The following is a 15,875-nucleotide window of genomic DNA, read 5'->3' as shown; positions in this document are numbered from 1 at the left end:
CGGCTACAGAGCGCCCACAGCGGTGACGAACTTCTCCCAGGAGGAGGCCGGGTCGTCGGTCTTGTCGACGTCGACGCGGGTCAGTGCCTGCTGCATCGCGTCGTTGATCGCGAAGTACTTGGGGCCCTTGAACGGCGTGACCTCGACGGCGGCAGCGCGGTTGGCGAGGATCTCACCGGTCGGTGCGTCGTTGAAGAACGGGTCGACCTGTCCCTGGAGTTCCTCGCTCTCGAGCGCCTCGACCTGGCTGGGGAACGTGCCCTTCGACTCGAAAGCCTTGATCTGCTGCTCCGGGGCGGTCAGCCATTCGGCGAGCTTCTTGGCTTCGGCCTGGTGTGCGCCCTGGGTGGGAACGGTCAGGTACGAACCGCCCCAGTTGCCACCGCCGCCGGGGAAGACATCGGCGATGTCCCAGCCCTCGACGCCTTCGGCGTTGCCCTCGATGATGCCGAGCATCCAGCCCGGGCAGAGCTTCGTGGCGAAGGCGTCGGACTGGAAGCTCGCCGTCCAGTCGTCCTCCCACTGCGTGAGGTGGGCGGAGAGCCCGTCGGTGACGGACGCCTGCAGGACCTGCTCGTAGATGTCCTTGACCTCGGGGTTCTCGGTGGCGATCACGGCTGCGTCGTCGTCCTCGTAGGCGTTCTGGACTTGGTTGATCATGCCCTGGTAGGTGGCTCCGGCGGAATCGAACCAGGCCACGCCGTCGCTGGCGGCGACGAACTTCTTGCCCGCATCGAAGTAGTCCTGCCACGAGCCGTCGAGCATCTCGGCGACGGACTCCCGGTCGCTCGGCAGTCCGGCCTTCTCGAACAGGTCGGCGCGGTAGCACACGCCCTGGGGCCCGGCGTCGGTGCCGTATCCGATGAGCTGCCCGTCCTCGGTGGTCGCTGCGGCGGTCTTCCAGTCCAGCCAGCGGCCCTCGACTGCGGGGTCGGTGAGGTCGGCGAACTGGTCCGGGTACTCGAGCAGTTCGGGCAGCCAGTCCACCTCGATCGCCTCGATGTCCGACAGGCCGGACCCGGCGGCGAGCCTCGTGGTCAGGTTGTCCCGGGCCTCGTTGGAGGTGGCAGCCTTCTTGTGTTCGAGGGTGACGTTCGGGTTGAGCTGCTCGTATTCGTCGAACAGCTCCTCGTAGCCGAACTCGTTGAACGTGCCGATGGAGAGGGTGACGTCCTCGGTACCGGTTTCGCCGTCGACGCCGGCCTCGCCGGATCCGCCGGACCCGCAGGCGGTGAGGGCCATGGCGAGGCATGCTGCCGCGGCCGAAAGTGCGGTGATACGTGCTCTGCTGTGCACGGGTGACTCCTTTGTCAGCTTGGATACCGCTGCGGGGTGCAGCGGAGTCTGGGTGGAACATCCCGGCAGGAACTGCCGGAGGGGGATCCGCCTGCGGAGCCGGTTCCTGCGGACCCGGTCCAGGACGGTGGCGGCGGCGGTTGCGGGAGTACCCGGAACCCTGCCGGAGAGAGTGGTTCGAAGCAGGAGAGGCCGCGGACCCACCGACTGATCAGGCACCGTGGGAGCGCTCTCACGCTGTGCACCCATCCTGACTGTGACCCAGGACACTGTCAAGTGGGAGCGCTTCCACGGCCACGACATTTTTTCCCCGAAACCTATAGCCGCAGGTCAGGGCTGTCTGTTTGCTTACCCGTGATCCGATCGTTACGCCACGTCACGTCCCGGCGCCCCCGCGGTTAGAGTGGTGGACGACCCACCAGGACCCCGATCAGGAGCAGCCGGGCGATGACGCACGAATCCCTTCCCCCCTGGACCATCTCGCTCGGTGAACTCGACGAGAAGATGGGCGTGTCCATCCTCGAGCAATCAGCCGAGCGGGTCGTGGCGACGATGCCCGTGGAAGGCAACCGCCAGTCCTTCGGGCTCCTCCACGGAGGCGCCTCCCTTGCCGTCGGCGAGGCCGTCGGCTCCTGGGCCGCGGTGATCCACGCGTCTACCCTCGGGAAGACCGCCGTCGGAGTGGACGTGTCGGCGACCCACCACCGCAGCGCGCGGGACGGCACGGTCACGATCACGGCGACCCCCATCCACCTCGGCCGGACCCTCACGACCCACGAGGTGCTCCTGACCGACGAGGCCGGCCGGCGGCTCTGCACGCTCCGCATCACCAACCTCCTCCTCGACAAACCCGCAACCGTGAGTAGCGTTGAGCCATGACTCCAGCGACGCGCACCCTCCGGTTCCGTCCCACCAGGTTCATCGCCCTTGCCGCCGCGACCTCCGCGGCGTTGCTCGGCGGTTCCGCGGGTCCTGTCGCGGCAGCGCCCAAGGAGCCCCTGTCCTATGTCGCCCTCGGCGACTCCTACGCGTCCGGCTTCGGCGCTCTGTCGGGTTCCGACACGGAGCAATACGGCTTCTGTGGCCGGTCGGACCTCGGCCTACCCGGACTCCTGGACGCCAAGAAGCAGATCGATCTGGACGAGGACGCGACGTGTGCCGGCGCGAAGGTCGCCACGGAGCCTGGAGGCGCCATCGACCTCCGGGAGCAGCTGGTTGCACTGTCCGCTGATACCGACCTCGTCACCATCTCGGCGGGCGGCAATGACGCCGGCTTCGGAACCGTGGCAGGGGCCTGCGCGACGCAGCCCACCGATGTCTGCCAGCAGGTGATCGCAGCCACGAGTGCGAAGGCGCTGCCGGTGCTCGCTGCAAATCTCGACGCACTGTACGACAGCATCCGGGAAAAGGCCCCCGACGCCACCGTCGTCGTCACCGGCTACCCTCACCTGTTCTCGCCCGACTTCGGCAACGCGCTGATTCCACTGGCGTCGCAGAAGGCATTCAACGAAGGCACCGACGCCCTGAACGCCGTGATCCGCCAACAGGCCGAAGCGCACGGCTTCATCTTCGTGGATCTGGTGCCGAGGTTCGAGCGACACGGGCTCGGTTCCCGCAACCCGTGGATCACCTTCCAGCCGGGCGCCGTCGACAACCTGCACCCCACCGCCAAGGGCTACAAGTCCGGGTACTACCCGGCCGTGCGGAGCGCGGTCAACTTCGCCCGACTCCAGCGCTAGGGCGCTGCTGATCCGTCCTGCCCGGCCCGGTGCAGCCGGCCCCGCGCCGGCCCCCTCGTGCAGCGGGATGTCCGGACCGGCCTTGGGTTGCCTCGCCGCTAGACTCGACGGGTGACTTCAGAGCTTCCCGCCAAGGTATCCGACATCTTCGATCCCACCCGCTGGCGCGTCGTGGCGGGTTTCGAGGACTTCACGGATCTGACCTACCACCGCCAGGTGGAGCGCGACGGCGCCGTAGTGCGCGACCTCCCCACCGTACGCATCGCGTTCGACCGCCCCGAGGTCCGCAACGCCTTCCGCCCCGGAACAGTGGATGAGCTGTACCGGGCCCTCGATCACGCCCGCATGAGCCCCGACGTCGCGACCGTGCTGTTGACCGGCAACGGTCCCAGCCCGCGGGACGGCGGGCATTCCTTCTGCTCGGGCGGCGACCAGCGCATCCGGGGCCGTGACGGGTACCGGTACGCGGAGGGCGAGACGAAGGAGACGATCGACCCCGCCCGTGCGGGTCGGCTCCACATCCTCGAGGTCCAGCGGCTCATCCGGACCATGCCGAAGGTCGTCATCGCCGTCGTCAACGGCTGGGCGGCGGGCGGTGGACACAGCCTGCACGTCGTCGCGGATCTGACGATCGCCTCGGCCCAGCACGGGAAGTTCAAGCAGACCGATGCCACCGTGGGCAGCTTCGACGCCGGCTACGGCTCCGCGCTCCTGGCCCGGCAGATCGGCCAGAAGAAGGCACGCGAGATCTTCTTCCTGGCCCGCGAATATTCCGCACAGGACATGGTGGACATGGGCGCGGTCAACGAGGCGGTCGACCACGCGGAACTCGAGACGACGGCGCTGGCCTACGCCGCAGACATCGCGCGGCAGAGCCCGCAGGCCATCCGCATGCTCAAGTTCGCCTTCAACCTCGCCGACGACGGCCTCGCGGGCCAGCAGGTGTTCGCCGGTGAAGCGACCCGCCTCGCCTACATGACCGACGAGGCCGTGGAAGGCAAGGAAGCGTTCCTCGAGAAACGCGCTCCGGACTGGTCCTCGTTCCCCTACTACTTCTAGGAGACACGTGGAACTCCTCCCCGTGCACACCCCCGAGGGCTTCGACCCCCTCGGACTGCTGAAGCCCCTCGCCGCCGCGCTGGCAGGCGAAGGTCCCGCCGTCGCGCCCCACGTGCGGCCGGACCAGACCTTCGGCGGCTCGCTGCCGAACGACGAGATCGCCGCCGTCATCAGCACGTCGGGGTCCACCGGCGCACCCAAGCAGACGATGCTCAGCGTCGACGCCCTCGCCGCGTCGGCCATGGGTACGGCCTTCGCCCTGAAGGCGGAGGGCCAGTGGCTCCTCACCCTCCCCGTGCACTACGTCGCCGGTTTCCAGGTGCTCGTCCGGTCGCTCTACGCCGGCACGCAGCCCTGGGTCATGGACACCTCCGCGGGCTTCACGCCGCAGGCCTTCACCGAGGCTGCGGCGGAACTGACCGACCGGGTCCGTCTCACGTCGCTGGTCCCGACGCAGCTCCACCGGCTGCTGACGGATCCGTCCGCCGAGACCCTCCGGCTCCTGCGCCGTTTCGATGCCATCCTCCTCGGCGGTGCACGGGCCGGGGCACCCCTGCGCGCCCTCGCCCGCAGCCAGGACCTGAAGATCGTCGAGACCTATGGCATGAGCGAGACCTGTGGCGGCTGCGTCTACGACGGGACTCCGCTCGAGGGCGTCGAACTCCGCTCGGTCGCGGGCCGGCTGCGCATCGGCGGGTCCGTCCTCGCCGACGGCTACCTCGACGCCCCCGAGCTCACGGAGGAGAAGTTCGTCTTCAATTCCGGCCAGCGCTGGTTCGTCACGGACGACGCCGGCGACGTGGCACTCGACGGCTCCGTCACCGTCCACGGGCGTCTGGACGACGTCATCATCACGGGCGCACTCAAGGTGTCGGCAGCGAAGGTCTCCGATGTGATCCAGGCCCTCCCGGGCGTGGAACAGGCGATGGTGCTCGGCATCCGCAGCGAGGAATGGGGCACGGCCGTCGCCGCGGCGATCGTCGGCGACGTCGACGCCGACGTCATCCGGCAGGCGGTCCACGTCGAACTGGGAGCGCACGCCGTTCCCAAGGCCATCGTGAGCCTCGACGCCTTCCCCCTGCTACCCGGTGGCAAGCCCGATCGCCGGACCATCCAGGCGCTCCTCGAGCGCGCCTAGGGCGTTCGAGGCACCAAGCACAACCGACCGACCGACAAGAAGGAACTCCGTGGCGACTGCCGCTCAATGGCTTGAAGGAGCCCGTCCCCGCACCCTCCCGATGGCTCTCGCGCCCGTGATCATCGGGAGCGCCGCCGCGTTCGGCCTCGGATCCTTCCGGCCCGTCAACGCCGTGCTCGCGGCGGTCGTCTCCGTGCTGCTGCAGGTCGGCGTGAACTACGCGAACGACTACTCCGACGGCATCCGGGGGACGGACGACGAGCGCGTCGGTCCGCTCCGCCTGACGGGGTCGGGTGTCGCGCAGCCGCAGCAGGTCAAGCTGGCCGCCTTCGCGTGCTTCGGCCTCGCCATGCTCGCCGGCCTGGCCCTGGTTGTCCTGTCGCAGGCCTGGGTGCTGCTCCTCGTCGGCGTGGGCTGCATCGCGGCCGCGTGGGGGTATACCGGCGGAAAGAATCCCTACGGGTATCTCGGCCTGGGCGACCTGTTCGTCTTCGTGTTCTTCGGGCTGGTCGCAACGCTCGGGACCACGTACACGCAGGCGGGCCAGCTCAGCGGCGCGGCGTGGATCGGGGCCGTGAGCACCGGCCTGATCGCCGTGGCGCTCCTGATGGCCAACAACGTCCGGGACATCCCGACGGACAGCGTCGTCGGGAAGAGGACACTCGCCGTCCGGCTGGGGGACCCTGCTGCCCGCATCAGCTACGTCCTGATGCTGGCCGCAGCTATCCTGCTGCCCGTGTTCCTGATCTCCGACTACCCCTGGGTGCTGCTCGTCCTGCTGCTCATCCCGGCCTGCCTGACGCCGAGCCGGCTGATGCTGAAGGGTGACAAGGGCAGGAGCCTGATCCCGGTGCTGAAGCAGACGGGTCTGATCAACCTCGCGTTCAGCGTGCTCTTCGCTGCGGGCATCGTCACCACCGTACTTCTGCGAGGCTGAGCGGCCGCGCCCAGCCGAGGATCAGGCCGCGTTGCCGCGGGGCCGGCGATCCGCATTGACCCGGGTGTTCGGATCCAGCGAGTCCTCGGCCGCGGCGTCGTCGAGCTCGACGGCCGTGCGGAGCGGCGGGGCACCGGGGGTGAACCGCCGCTGCAGGGTGGCCCCTGCGGCATCCCGGAGCTTGCGGAAGAAGAGGTACGTCACGCACCAGGCGAGGATGGCCGCCACCACCGCGGACAGGAACAGTCCCAGCCCGAGCAGCACGCACGCCACATAGAACACGACGATCAGCAGCAGGCGGAGGGCGGTGAATTTGAGGAAGGCCACGCTGCAAGTTTACTCGCCTACAATTGGCGCATGCCCCGCCTCCTGCTCTTCGCCGCGATCCTGGGGGTCGCCGTCGTGATCTATGCACTGATCGACTGCGTCATGAGCCGAAAACACGAAGTGCGGAGCATCTCGAAGACCGCGTGGTTCGTCACGATCCTCGTCCTGCCGCTCATCGGTGCGGGGATGTGGTTCCTGTTCGGCCGCCCGCGCAGCGAAGGTCCCTCCGGGCCGCGGCGACCGGCGCCACGCACGCCGACCGCTCCCGACGACGATCCCGCCTTCCTCCAGAATCTCGAGGCCCAGCGCCGACAGCGGGCCCGCGAGCAGGAGAGGCGCCTCCGGGAGAAGGAACAGCGGGAGCGCGAGGCCAAGGCCCGCGACGCCTCCGGGGACAGCCGTAAGGACGACAAGCACGACGGCGAGGGCAACGACGACGCCGGCTCCGGTCCTGCGGGAGTCCACCGCCCCTGACGCGGCCGGAGGCCTGACACCTCCAGGGGAGCGCGGCGACGACGGCCCTCCCGGCGTGCGAAAGCCTTCGCGGCGATGTCAGCCCCCGGGCCGCCCCGCGGCATTATGTTCTCCCGATACACGAAAGCCCCGCGGCATGTGCCGCGGGGCTTTTGCGTACCGCCCGGACGGGAGACCCGGCCTAGACCCCGGAGTAGCTGTGGAGGCCCGAGAAGTAGATGTTCACGATCGTGAAGTTGAACACGATGCACAGGTACCCGACGATCGAGAGCCACGCTGCACGTGTCCCGGTCCAGCCGCGCGTAGCCCGTGCGTGCAGGTACCCGGCGTAGACGGTCCAGATCACGAAGGTCCAGACTTCCTTGGTGTCCCAGCCCCAGTAGCGGCCCCACGCCTGCTCCGCCCAGATGGCGCCGGCCATGAGTGTGAAGGTCCAGCCGACGAAGGCGATGGCGTTGAGGCGGTAGGACAGGTTCTCGAGGCTGAGGGCGGACGGCACCAGGCGGAGGAACTTCGCGGGATCCGCCTTGCCTGCCTGGAGCTTGGCCTCGCGCGAGGTCTGCAGGAGCTGGAGCACGGACATCGAGAACGTGATCGTGAACAGTGCCGAGGACGCGACGGCGATGGACACGTGCACGATCAGCCAGTAGCTCTGCAGGGCCGGGATCAGCCGTGCGACCGGCGTGGGGAACCCGACAGTGGCGGCGCACAGCATGATGACCACGAGTCCCACCACGAAGGAGCCGACGAAGCGCAGGTCCTTGCGGGTGAGGGTGATGAGGAAGATCGCAGCGACGAGGAACGCACCCGTGGTGCAGAACTCGTACATGTTGCCCCACGGGACGCGGTGCGCGGCGACCCCGCGCGTGATGACGGCGGCACCGTGGATGACGGCGGCCAGGACCGTCAGCGAGACGGCGATCCGCGCGGTCCTGCGCCGGGGCCCAGACCCGTAGTCCATGGAGTCGTCGGCCGCGGGCGACGTGCGGGCGGCCGCCGTCGTCGAACCCGCCCCACGGGAGCCGACACCGGCGAGGGCGCGCGCCGGGACTGCCTGCTCGCCGGCGAGGCGCGCTTCGAGGGAACCGATGGTCGGGCTCGACTTCACGAGGTCGAGCACGAAGAAGACGAGTGCCACCACGTAGGCGATGGAGGCCAGCAGCATGAAGAGCTCACTGACCTGCCCGAGCTCAGCGTTGACTGGTGCTGTCATGAGTTGTCCTTTGAGTTGTGGTGCGACTGCCCCGCGCCGGCTGCCGACGAGGCGCCGACCTCCTGCTGTCCATTTTCCCCCGCCGCGCCGGACGGCACCAACCAGCGGTCCGCCAGCAGCTTCTCGACGGCCTTGCCCTCGGCCGGCAGCCGGTTGTCCTCACCGCGTGCGAGGAGCCCGTACTCGACCATGATGCGCCCGTCCGGGTGTTCGCCCGTCCGCACCCAGAGCCTGCGACGGCCGATGAACAGCGACGCGGAGAGGCCGAGCAGCGCGAGGGTCGAGAACACGAGGGCCCCTGCCTCGCCCGGATCGTGGTGGATGTCGAGTGCGACGTAGCGCTTGAGCCCGTCGAAGGTGATCGACCCCTTGCCCTCGGGCAGGTCGACGGTCTGGCCCACGCCGAGCACGATGCCGCCGTCGTCACTGTTGCGGCTGTTGAGCTCGGTGAGGTTGTCGGTGTCGAGGACGTAGACGTTCTCCGGCGTGCCGTCGTCCAGCCCCAGGTCCCCGTAGTAGGAGTTCAGGTTGAGCTGCGGGTTGAAGGGGTCCGGGTCGCGCGAGAAGGACACACCCTGCTCGTCGACGAAGGCGGTGGGGAGGAAGAAGCCGACGAACCCGAGCTGGTCCGGCTTGGCATCCGGAGCCTTGATGACCATCAGGGAGGTGTAGAGGCCGTCCGACGGAACCGAGACGACGGGGCCCTGCTGCGCAATGTTCCCCTCGCCGTCCCGGACCGTCACCACGGGCGCGTAGCCGTTGCCGACGAGGTACACGTTCGTCCCGCCGATCGTGAGCGGCGCGTTGACCTTGAGGACCTGCTGCGTCTCGTCCTCCCCCGGGCCGTCCTGGGTGGTGACGTTCGCGGTGAAGTCGAGCGGCTGGCCGTAATGGCTCTCCTGCTCGCGGTCGAAGCGGACGTCGAACGAGTCGAGGCGGAGCGAGTACGGCTCGAGCTGGTCGTCCGAGAAGTTGGAGCCCGGGTTGAAGGTGTCGTAGCCGATGAGGGTGTTGACGAAGCTCTCACCCTCGACGACGACCTTCTGGCCGTTGTAGCCGAAGAGCCCGCCGACGGCGACCGAGACCAGCACGCCGATGAGTGAGGTGTGGAAGACGAGGTTACCGAGCTCCTTCGCCAGTCCGCGCTCAGCGCCGACGGACGGACGGTCGGTCCCCGCGTCGCGCAGGTCCACCCGGTAGCCGCGCTTCCGCAGGACGGCGGCGGCCTCCTCAGCGGCGGACACCGGGGTGAGACCGGCTTCGCGTGCGGTGTGCGCGGGAACCTCGAGCGTCCCGTAGACGGGCAGGCGGGAGAGCCGCTTGGGAGTGCGCGGAGGCTTGGAACGGACGGCCCTGAAGTGGGCGATCGCCCGCGGCACCACGCACCCGATGAGGGAGATGAAGAGCAGGAGGTAGATCGCGGAGAACCAGACCGACGAGTAGACGTCGAACAGCTGGAACCAGTCGAGAACGGGCCCCGTGTCAGGGTTGTCCTGGATGTACCGCGTGACCACGGCGGGATTGGCCGGGCGCTGCGGGAACAGCGAGCCGGGAACGGCGGCGACGGCGAGCAGGAGGAGCAGGAACAGCGCGGTACGCATGCTGGTGAGCTGCGTCCAGGCCCACCGCAGGGTCCCGAAGAACCCGAGTGAGGGCAGCACGACGTCGGGCGTCGCGCCCTGGGCGCCTGCCCGTTCCCTCGTGTCCTGCGGGGTGTCCTGCTTCACTGTGCCCTGTCCCTTCGTATCGGTCCTCGCGTGGCTTCCATCGGTCGTCATGGGTCAGATCGGCAGGACGACGTTGCCGATGAGGAGGTCCTGGAGTTGTGTGATCCAGTAGTTCCAGACGCCGGTCACCATGAGGACTCCGACGAGCACCAGCAGCCCTCCCCCGGCCCGCTGCAGCAGGAGCCTGTGCCTCCGGAAGAAGGCGAGGGCTCCCATGCCGCGCCGCACGCCCACTGCGATCAGCAGGAACGGCAGGCCCAGGCCCAGGCAGTAGACGAACGTGAGGACGGCGCCCTTCAGGGCCGTCGCATCGTTCCCGGAGATCGCCAGCAGCTGCACGGCCCCCAGTGTCGGACCGATGCACGGAGCCCAGCCCAGCCCGAAGGTCACACCGAGCAGGGGGGCACCCAGGAGACCCGCGGGCACCTTCGCGTGCACGCGGCTCTCTCGCTGGAACCAGGAGATGCCTCCCATGAAGACGATGCCCAGCAGGATCACGACGAGGCCGAACACCTGGATGAGCCATCCCTGCGAGACCCTCAGGAACGCTCCGAGCTGGCCGAACAGCGTTCCGTAGGCCATGAAGACGACGGAGAAACCGAGGACGAAGAGTCCGATCCCGGCGAGCATCCTCCCCTTCTTCTGCTTCTCGAGGTCCACACCCGTCAGTCCCGTGACGTACCCGAGGTATCCCGGGACCAGGGGAAGGACGCAGGGGGACGCGAAGGAGACCAGGCCCGCCAGCAGCGCGACCGGCAGGGCGAGGAGCATGGAGCCGTTGAGGACGGCGTCGGCGAAGGCATTCCCCGCCACGAGGGGAACGGACGCGGTCAGCTGGCCCGCCATCGGCAGGGTCATCGGCACGGCGCGGCGACCGCGCTACTCGGCGAGCGCATCGGAGATGAGTGCCTTGAGGGTCCCGCGGTCGGCGAGTCCGAGGATACGTGCGGAGACCCGGCCCTCGCGATCGAGGACGATCGTGGTGGGAACGGCCTGCGGGGGCACATACTGCGTCATGTCGAGCAGCACCCCGCCGTCCTTGTCGTTGAAGCTCTCGTAGGGGATGCCGAAACTGCGCTCGAAGGCCTCTGCCGTCGCCTGCTCGTCGCGGATGTTCACGCCGTAGAACGCGGCACCCTGGGGTCCGTACTCATCGTGGAGTGCCACGAGGTCGGGGGCCTCTTCCCGGCAGGGTGCACATGAGGCGTACCAGAAGTTCAGGACGGTGACCTGGCCGCTCCAGTCGGAACTGGAGACGGAGGTGCCGTCGAACAGGCTGCCGGTCACGTCCACGGGCTCGCCCCGGTCCGCCTCCGCGTACTCGGTGACGGAGCCGTCCCCGGCGATGTAGTTCTTGCCGTCCCCCGCCGCGGCCTGCTGGGCGAGGGGATCCTCAGCGGCGCAGGACGCCACGAGCGAAACCGGCACGCTGAAGGCAAGCACCATACCCAGCTTGAGCAGGAGGCGGCGCTTGGGAGAACGGGCGGTTTGGGTCACGGCTTCTTCCGATGATTTCTACGGCTTGTAGTAATTCTATTACGCGCCGGGGACATTCGCCGCACCGGGCAGCAGATCGGCGCAGGGCTCCGCGTAGCGCACCCGCCGGATGGCGTCACCCTCGAAGTCGAGGGACGTGACCGACGTGAGCGTGCACTCGCGCTGGCGCGGATCGTGCCACAGGCGGCGGTGCTCGGCAGCCAGCCTCGTCACCCAGATCGGCAACTGGTGGCTGACCAGGATGGCCTCGGCCGGACGATCCGCGGCCTCCTGTCCGGCGAGCTCCACGGCACGGCGTCGGGCATCCTGCACGCCCGCCATCACGCGCTCCACCTGCTGGTGGTAGGGCTCACCCCAGGACGGCTTGAACGGGTTGACGAGCAGCGGCCAGTAGCGCGGCTGGCGGAGCCGGCTCTTGATCTTCGACATGCCCTCGAAGCCGTTCGCCGCCTCGATGATGCGCTCATCGGTCGTGATCGGGAGGCCCAGGGCATCGGCAAGCGGCTGCGCCGTCTCCTGCGCCCGGGTGAGCGGAGACGCCACGAGGTGGACGATATTGGCACCCTCATCCCGCCGCTGCTCGAAGTAGCCGGCCACCTGCTCGGCCATCCGCTGGCCGAGGTCGGAGAGGTGGAACTCGGGGAGCCTCCCGTAGAGGACCCCCTCGGGGTTATGGACCTCACCGTGGCGCACCAGGTGGACGGTTGATCTCTGCATGCCTCCAGTTTCCCGCATGGCCCCGTGCGACGGCCAATCGGGAATCACGACAACGACCCCTCGCCATCGCTTTACTTGAAGGTTTTACCGATCTCTGGAATAAAAGATGCATACGCATGCTTTTGTATCTCGTAAGCATGCGCCACCCACTTCCACTCAGGAGTTCACCATGACTGTCCCCTCAGGCCTCACCACCGGTACCTGGTCCTTCGATCCCGCGCACAGCGAAGTCGGCTTCAGCGTCCGCCACGCAGGCATCAGCAAGGTCCGCGGCTCGTTCAAGGACGTCGACGCGTCCCTCGCGGTCGGCTCCTCGCTCGAGGACTCCCGCATCACGGCGACCATCAAGACCGCATCCTTCACCTCCGGCGACGAGAACCGCGACGCGCACGTCAAGGGCGCCGACTTCTTCGACGTCGAGGAATTCCCCGAGATGACCTTCGTCTCGACCTCCCACGAGGGCTCGGGCGAGACCTACAAGATCCACGGCGACCTCACCATCCGCGGCATCACCCGGTCCGTCGTCCTGGACGCCGAGTTCAACGGCGTCGCTGTCGATCCCTTCGGTGCCACCCGCGCCGGCGTCTCCGCCTCCACCACCATCTCCCGTAAGGACTTCGGCCTCACCTGGAACGCGGCCCTCGAAGCCGGTGGCGTCCTCGTCGGTGACAAGGTGACCATCACCATCGAAGCCGCCTTCGTGGCTTCCGCCGCCGTGACGGTCTGATCGACCGCGCGGCTTCCCTGCCGAAAGGCACCGCGGCTCCCGGCCGGCGTCGTCCACTGGACGACGCCGGCCGTCGGCGCTGAGGCCTGTTCCCGCCCGGGCCGACGAACTAGGCTGACGAGGACCGCATCCGCGCAAGGAGCGTCCAGAGGGCGCCCGAGTCGGATGGCAGACCACACGAGGGGGCCGCGATGAGCACGCAGGACAACCCGCCTTCGGGCCAGGACGACAGGCAGTTCGGGACTCCCCCGGGTTCGACGGGCGGCACGTCCCCGTCCGGGCAGCAGGGCACCTGGCAGCAGAACGACGGCAGGACACCCTACGGCCAGGTGGGCCAACCGGGCCACACCGGCCAGTACGGCTACCAGGCCGCCCAGCCCTACGCCTACCCCGGCGGAGGTGCAGGCCTGCGGCCCGCGGAGAAGGGGCCCGCTCCGGCGGAGGTCGTGAGGGCCTACTACCTGATCGTGGCCGCCGGAGTCCTCTCGCTCGTCGCGTCGATCATCTCGGCCCTGACCACCGAGGTGCCCGACATCGCAGGCGCATCGATCGGCGTCGGGCTCGGCATCGTGTTCGCGGCGCTCTTCGCCGCCGTGTACGTGGTGCTGGCAGTCTTCATCAGGAAGGGCCACAACTGGGCGCGCATCACCGCGACGGTGCTCGCCGCGCTGAACGTGCTGTCCGTGCTCAGCAGCTTCCTCCTCATGCCGCTGGTCGGCCGGGCCGCCGAGCTGAGCGACCAGCCGCTGGCGACGCCGTCGGGATTGTCGCTCACACTGGGGGTCATCGTCATGCTCCTCGGAGTCGCCGGCGTCGTCCTGACGTACCTCAGGCCCTCGCGGCCCTACTTCGCGCCGCGGCGGCTCGGCTACTGAGTGCGGCCCCGCCTCGAGCGGACTACCGGGCGCGGACTATTGGGCGCGGGAGATCGGGCCGAGGTCCGGCTCCTGCGCCCTTTGCGCGTGGTATGCCAGGATCTGCAGCTCCGTGGACATGTCCACCTTCCGCAGCTGCACGTGCGGCGGCACCTGCAGCACCACCGGCGCGAAGCTGAGGATGCTCGAGATCCCCGCGGCGACGAGCCGGTCGCACAGCTCCTGCGCCACGGACGCCGGCACGGCGAGGACCGCCATGTTGGTCCGGGTGCGCTCCAGCACGGTCTCGAGGTCGTCCACGGCGCTGACGCGGAGATACCCCACCTCGGAACCGACGACGAGCTGGTCCGCATCGAAGATCGCAACGATCTCGAAGCCGCGAGAGACGAAACCGGAATAGCCGGCCAGCGCGCGGCCGAGATTACCTGCGCCGAGGATGGCCACGCGCCAGTCCAGCGTGAGCCCGAGGGCGATCGAGATCTGTCGGTTCAGGTACTGCACGTCGTACCCCACCCCGCGCGTGCCGTAGGACCCGAGGTAGGAGAGGTCCTTCCGGAGCATCGGAGAATTGACGCCGGCGGCATCCGCCAGCTCCTCGGACGAGACGCGTTCGATGCCCTCGGCGAGGAGGGAGTTGAGCGCCCGCAGGTAGATGGTGAGCCGGGCCACGGACGCAGGCGGAATGTGACGCGCCGTGTCGCCCACGGGGTGAAGGCCTGGCATCTCCGGCGTTGTCACTGTCATCGGCTCCGTTGCTAGCACCGCCGCACCCGGTGGCAGGGCGGCAGTTCCGGGTGTCCCCCGGCGTCGGGGGCGGAAGTAGAACCACTGTATGCCGACGACGCGGGGCCTCCAAGCCGGGCCCGCCGCTCCTGGACGGCCGCCGTCCGGCAGGCCGCGCCGTACGGGTGGGCTGCTAGGACAGCAACCGGCGCAGCCTCGCCTCGTCGATGGACCAGAAGTCCCGCTGCACACCGTCGATGAACAGGACGGGCAGTTCCTCGGCGAAACGCTTCCCGAGGGCGGGCGCGTCCGTCACGGACAGCTCCCGCCACCCGACGCCGAGTTCCGCCGTCACACGCCCCACGACGATGCGCGCGTCCTCGCAGAGGTGGCACTCCGGCCGGGTCAGGAGAACGACGCCGGTACCAGGCGGATCCGCGGGCATTTCCATCCTCCAACCGTACTGCCGCGCCGCAGGGGCAGGCGCGGAGGGGAAGAACTAGACTCAGACCATGCCGGACGCCGCCCGGGGCACGCAGCCCTCCAAAGAGCCTCCGGCGCCGGCCCAGGGCGAAGCGGCCTTCTTCGATGTCGACAACACGCTGATGCGCGGCGCGAGCCTGTTCCACGTGGCCCGCAAGATGTACCAGCGCAAGGCCTTCACCCTCCGCTTCGCCGCGGGTCTGGCGTGGAAGCAGCTTCGCTTCATCATGCGGGGCGAGACGATGACGGACGTCAATTCGGTCCGCGATGCCGCCCTCGCCTTCGCCATCGGCATCGCCCACGAGGACATCCTCGCCCTCGGCGAGGAGGTGTACGACGAGATGATCGCCTCGAAGATCTGGCCCGGCGCCCGCGCCCTCGCGGAGCAGCACCTGTCCTCGAACCGGCAGGTCTGGCTCGTCACCGGGACGCCCGTCGAGGTCGCCGCGGTCATCTCCAGCCGCCTCGGCCTGACCGGCGCCCTCGGCACGGTAGGCGAGGTCGCGGAAGGCCTCTACACGGGAAAGCTCGTCGGCGAGTTCCTGCACGGACCTGCGAAGGCCGCCGCCATCGTGGCGCTGGCGGAGCGCGAGAACCTCGACCTCGCGCGCTGCTGGGGATACAGCGACTCGTACAACGACATCCCGCTGCTGACGGTCGTGGGGCATCCCGTCGCCATCAATCCGGACAGCAGGCTCCGCCGCCACGCCCGCGCGAACAACTGGCCCGTTTACGACTTCCGCAGCGGCCGGCGTGCCGCCACGTTCGGCCTGCGTGCGGCCACCGTCGTCGGCTCCATCTATGGACTCTGGCGCGGGTTCTCCCGCTTCAGGGCCCACTGACGCAGCTGCCCTGTCCTTCCGGACGACCCCGACGATGCGCTCCGGATAGCCTCGGGAACGACGACGGCCCGGCTCCCCGCTAGGCGGGGATCCGGGCCGGT

Annotated in this window: 18 protein-coding genes; 9 read left to right on the top strand and 9 right to left on the bottom strand. The window is 68.8% G+C overall.

The features are described 5' to 3' along the window. Nucleotides 1–3: 3 nt before the first annotated feature. Complete coding sequence (locus tag P5G52_RS06630; protein ID WP_435868692.1) at nucleotides 4–1,242, bottom strand: ABC transporter substrate-binding protein; 1,239 nt, start codon at nucleotides 1,240–1,242, stop codon at nucleotides 4–6. 501 nt (nucleotides 1,243–1,743) lie between these two features. Between P5G52_RS06630 and P5G52_RS06625 the strand changes: the two genes are divergently transcribed. The 5 genes from P5G52_RS06625 (at nucleotide 1,744) to P5G52_RS06605 (ending at nucleotide 6,169) form a co-directional block, all read left to right on the top strand. Then, nucleotides 1,744–2,175, top strand: coding sequence for a PaaI family thioesterase (locus P5G52_RS06625; RefSeq protein WP_301225790.1), 432 nt, complete (start codon nucleotides 1,744–1,746; stop codon nucleotides 2,173–2,175). Further along, nucleotides 2,172–3,035, top strand: coding sequence for an SGNH/GDSL hydrolase family protein (locus P5G52_RS06620; RefSeq protein ID WP_301225788.1), 864 nt, complete (start codon nucleotides 2,172–2,174; stop codon nucleotides 3,033–3,035). The genes P5G52_RS06625 and P5G52_RS06620 overlap by 4 nt, the downstream gene beginning before the upstream one ends. Nucleotides 3,036–3,146: 111 nt before the next feature. Next, nucleotides 3,147–4,094, top strand: coding sequence for a 1,4-dihydroxy-2-naphthoyl-CoA synthase (locus tag P5G52_RS06615; protein ID WP_087074591.1), 948 nt, complete (start codon nucleotides 3,147–3,149; stop codon nucleotides 4,092–4,094). Between the two features lie 7 nt (nucleotides 4,095–4,101). After that, the gene (locus tag P5G52_RS06610) at nucleotides 4,102–5,232 is read left to right on the top strand and encodes an AMP-binding protein (protein ID WP_301225785.1); all 1,131 of its coding nucleotides are present in this window, start codon (nucleotides 4,102–4,104) and stop codon (nucleotides 5,230–5,232) included. Between the two features lie 49 nt (nucleotides 5,233–5,281). Further along, the gene (locus tag P5G52_RS06605) at nucleotides 5,282–6,169 is read left to right on the top strand and encodes a 1,4-dihydroxy-2-naphthoate polyprenyltransferase (RefSeq protein ID WP_301225783.1); all 888 of its coding nucleotides are present in this window, start codon (nucleotides 5,282–5,284) and stop codon (nucleotides 6,167–6,169) included. A 21-nt stretch (nucleotides 6,170–6,190) separates the two neighbouring features. Here P5G52_RS06605 and P5G52_RS06600 read toward each other — a convergent pair whose 3' ends face one another. Next, nucleotides 6,191–6,496, bottom strand: coding sequence for a DUF4229 domain-containing protein (locus P5G52_RS06600; protein WP_301225781.1), 306 nt, complete (start codon nucleotides 6,494–6,496; stop codon nucleotides 6,191–6,193). 30 nt (nucleotides 6,497–6,526) lie between these two features. On the opposite strand from P5G52_RS06600, the gene P5G52_RS06595 reads away from it, so the two are divergent. Next, a complete protein-coding gene (locus P5G52_RS06595) occupies nucleotides 6,527–6,970 on the top strand; it encodes a PLD nuclease N-terminal domain-containing protein (protein ID WP_301225779.1) in 444 nt (147 codons plus the stop codon). A 181-nt stretch (nucleotides 6,971–7,151) separates the two neighbouring features. On the opposite strand, the gene ccsB is transcribed toward P5G52_RS06595, so the two are convergent. The 5 genes from ccsB to P5G52_RS06570 are packed head-to-tail and all read right to left on the bottom strand — an operon-like array spanning nucleotide 7,152 to nucleotide 12,124. Then, a complete protein-coding gene (ccsB, locus tag P5G52_RS06590; protein ID WP_301225777.1) occupies nucleotides 7,152–8,183 on the bottom strand; it encodes a c-type cytochrome biogenesis protein CcsB in 1,032 nt (343 codons plus the stop codon). After that, nucleotides 8,180–9,961 (bottom strand): cytochrome c biogenesis protein ResB, encoded by a 1,782-nt coding sequence (gene resB / locus P5G52_RS06585; RefSeq protein ID WP_435868650.1) that lies wholly within the window; start codon nucleotides 9,959–9,961, stop codon nucleotides 8,180–8,182. Before resB ends, ccsB begins: the two co-directional genes overlap by 4 nt. Nucleotides 9,962–9,964: 3 nt before the next feature. Next, nucleotides 9,965–10,768, bottom strand: a complete 804-nt coding sequence (locus tag P5G52_RS06580; protein WP_301228690.1) for a cytochrome c biogenesis CcdA family protein — start codon at nucleotides 10,766–10,768, stop codon at nucleotides 9,965–9,967. 21 nt (nucleotides 10,769–10,789) lie between these two features. Next, complete coding sequence (locus P5G52_RS06575) at nucleotides 10,790–11,407, bottom strand: TlpA family protein disulfide reductase (RefSeq protein WP_435868649.1); 618 nt, start codon at nucleotides 11,405–11,407, stop codon at nucleotides 10,790–10,792. Between the two features lie 39 nt (nucleotides 11,408–11,446). Further along, entirely contained in the window at nucleotides 11,447–12,124 is a 678-nt protein-coding gene (locus P5G52_RS06570; RefSeq protein WP_301225775.1) for a histidine phosphatase family protein, read from the bottom strand. A 169-nt stretch (nucleotides 12,125–12,293) separates the two neighbouring features. Here P5G52_RS06570 and P5G52_RS06565 point away from each other — a divergent pair, with 169 nt between their 5' ends. Next, complete coding sequence (locus tag P5G52_RS06565; RefSeq protein WP_301225773.1) at nucleotides 12,294–12,851, top strand: YceI family protein; 558 nt, start codon at nucleotides 12,294–12,296, stop codon at nucleotides 12,849–12,851. Nucleotides 12,852–13,042: 191 nt separating this feature from the next. Then, entirely contained in the window at nucleotides 13,043–13,726 is a 684-nt protein-coding gene (locus P5G52_RS06560; RefSeq protein WP_301225771.1) for a hypothetical protein, read from the top strand. Nucleotides 13,727–13,762: 36 nt separating this feature from the next. Here P5G52_RS06560 and P5G52_RS06555 read toward each other — a convergent pair whose 3' ends face one another. Together P5G52_RS06555 and P5G52_RS06550 are read right to left on the bottom strand one after the other, a co-directional pair. Next, nucleotides 13,763–14,470: a redox-sensing transcriptional repressor Rex gene (locus P5G52_RS06555; protein WP_301225769.1), complete on the bottom strand. Its 708-nt coding sequence runs from the start codon at nucleotides 14,468–14,470 to the stop codon at nucleotides 13,763–13,765. Between the two features lie 172 nt (nucleotides 14,471–14,642). After that, nucleotides 14,643–14,900: a glutaredoxin family protein gene (locus tag P5G52_RS06550; protein ID WP_435868648.1), complete on the bottom strand. Its 258-nt coding sequence runs from the start codon at nucleotides 14,898–14,900 to the stop codon at nucleotides 14,643–14,645. A 61-nt stretch (nucleotides 14,901–14,961) separates the two neighbouring features. On the opposite strand from P5G52_RS06550, the gene P5G52_RS06545 reads away from it, so the two are divergent. Continuing rightward, on the top strand, nucleotides 14,962–15,774 hold the full coding sequence (locus tag P5G52_RS06545; RefSeq protein ID WP_301225765.1) for an HAD family hydrolase: 813 nt from the start codon (nucleotides 14,962–14,964) through the stop codon (nucleotides 15,772–15,774). Nucleotides 15,775–15,875: the final 101 nt, after the last annotated feature.

This window comes from Arthrobacter burdickii, assembly GCF_030433645.1.
GTDB lineage: Bacteria > Actinomycetota > Actinomycetes > Actinomycetales > Micrococcaceae > Arthrobacter_D > Arthrobacter_D burdickii.
Note: the sequence above shows the minus strand (reverse complement) of the source record. Positions and strands in the feature narration are given on the sequence as shown.

Coding starts and splice junctions, on each gene's coding strand:
- P5G52_RS06630 (WP_435868692.1), bottom strand. CDS start 1,242: ATGGCCCTCACCGCCTGCGGGTCCGGCGGATCCGGCGAGGCCGGCGTC.
- ccsB (WP_301225777.1), bottom strand. CDS start 8,183: ATGACAGCACCAGTCAACGCTGAGCTCGGGCAGGTCAGTGAGCTCTTC.
- P5G52_RS06580 (WP_301228690.1), bottom strand. CDS start 10,768: ATGACCCTGCCGATGGCGGGCCAGCTGACCGCGTCCGTTCCCCTCGTG.
- P5G52_RS06620 (WP_301225788.1), top strand. CDS start 2,172: ATGACTCCAGCGACGCGCACCCTCCGGTTCCGTCCCACCAGGTTCATC.
- P5G52_RS06625 (WP_301225790.1), top strand. CDS start 1,744: ATGACGCACGAATCCCTTCCCCCCTGGACCATCTCGCTCGGTGAACTC.
- P5G52_RS06545 (WP_301225765.1), top strand. CDS start 14,962: ATGCCGGACGCCGCCCGGGGCACGCAGCCCTCCAAAGAGCCTCCGGCG.
- P5G52_RS06560 (WP_301225771.1), top strand. CDS start 13,043: ATGAGCACGCAGGACAACCCGCCTTCGGGCCAGGACGACAGGCAGTTC.
- P5G52_RS06555 (WP_301225769.1), bottom strand. CDS start 14,470: ATGACAGTGACAACGCCGGAGATGCCAGGCCTTCACCCCGTGGGCGAC.
- resB (WP_435868650.1), bottom strand. CDS start 9,961: ATGACGACCGATGGAAGCCACGCGAGGACCGATACGAAGGGACAGGGC.
- P5G52_RS06595 (WP_301225779.1), top strand. CDS start 6,527: ATGCCCCGCCTCCTGCTCTTCGCCGCGATCCTGGGGGTCGCCGTCGTG.
- P5G52_RS06570 (WP_301225775.1), bottom strand. CDS start 12,124: ATGCAGAGATCAACCGTCCACCTGGTGCGCCACGGTGAGGTCCATAAC.
- P5G52_RS06550 (WP_435868648.1), bottom strand. CDS start 14,900: ATGGAAATGCCCGCGGATCCGCCTGGTACCGGCGTCGTTCTCCTGACC.
- P5G52_RS06565 (WP_301225773.1), top strand. CDS start 12,294: ATGACTGTCCCCTCAGGCCTCACCACCGGTACCTGGTCCTTCGATCCC.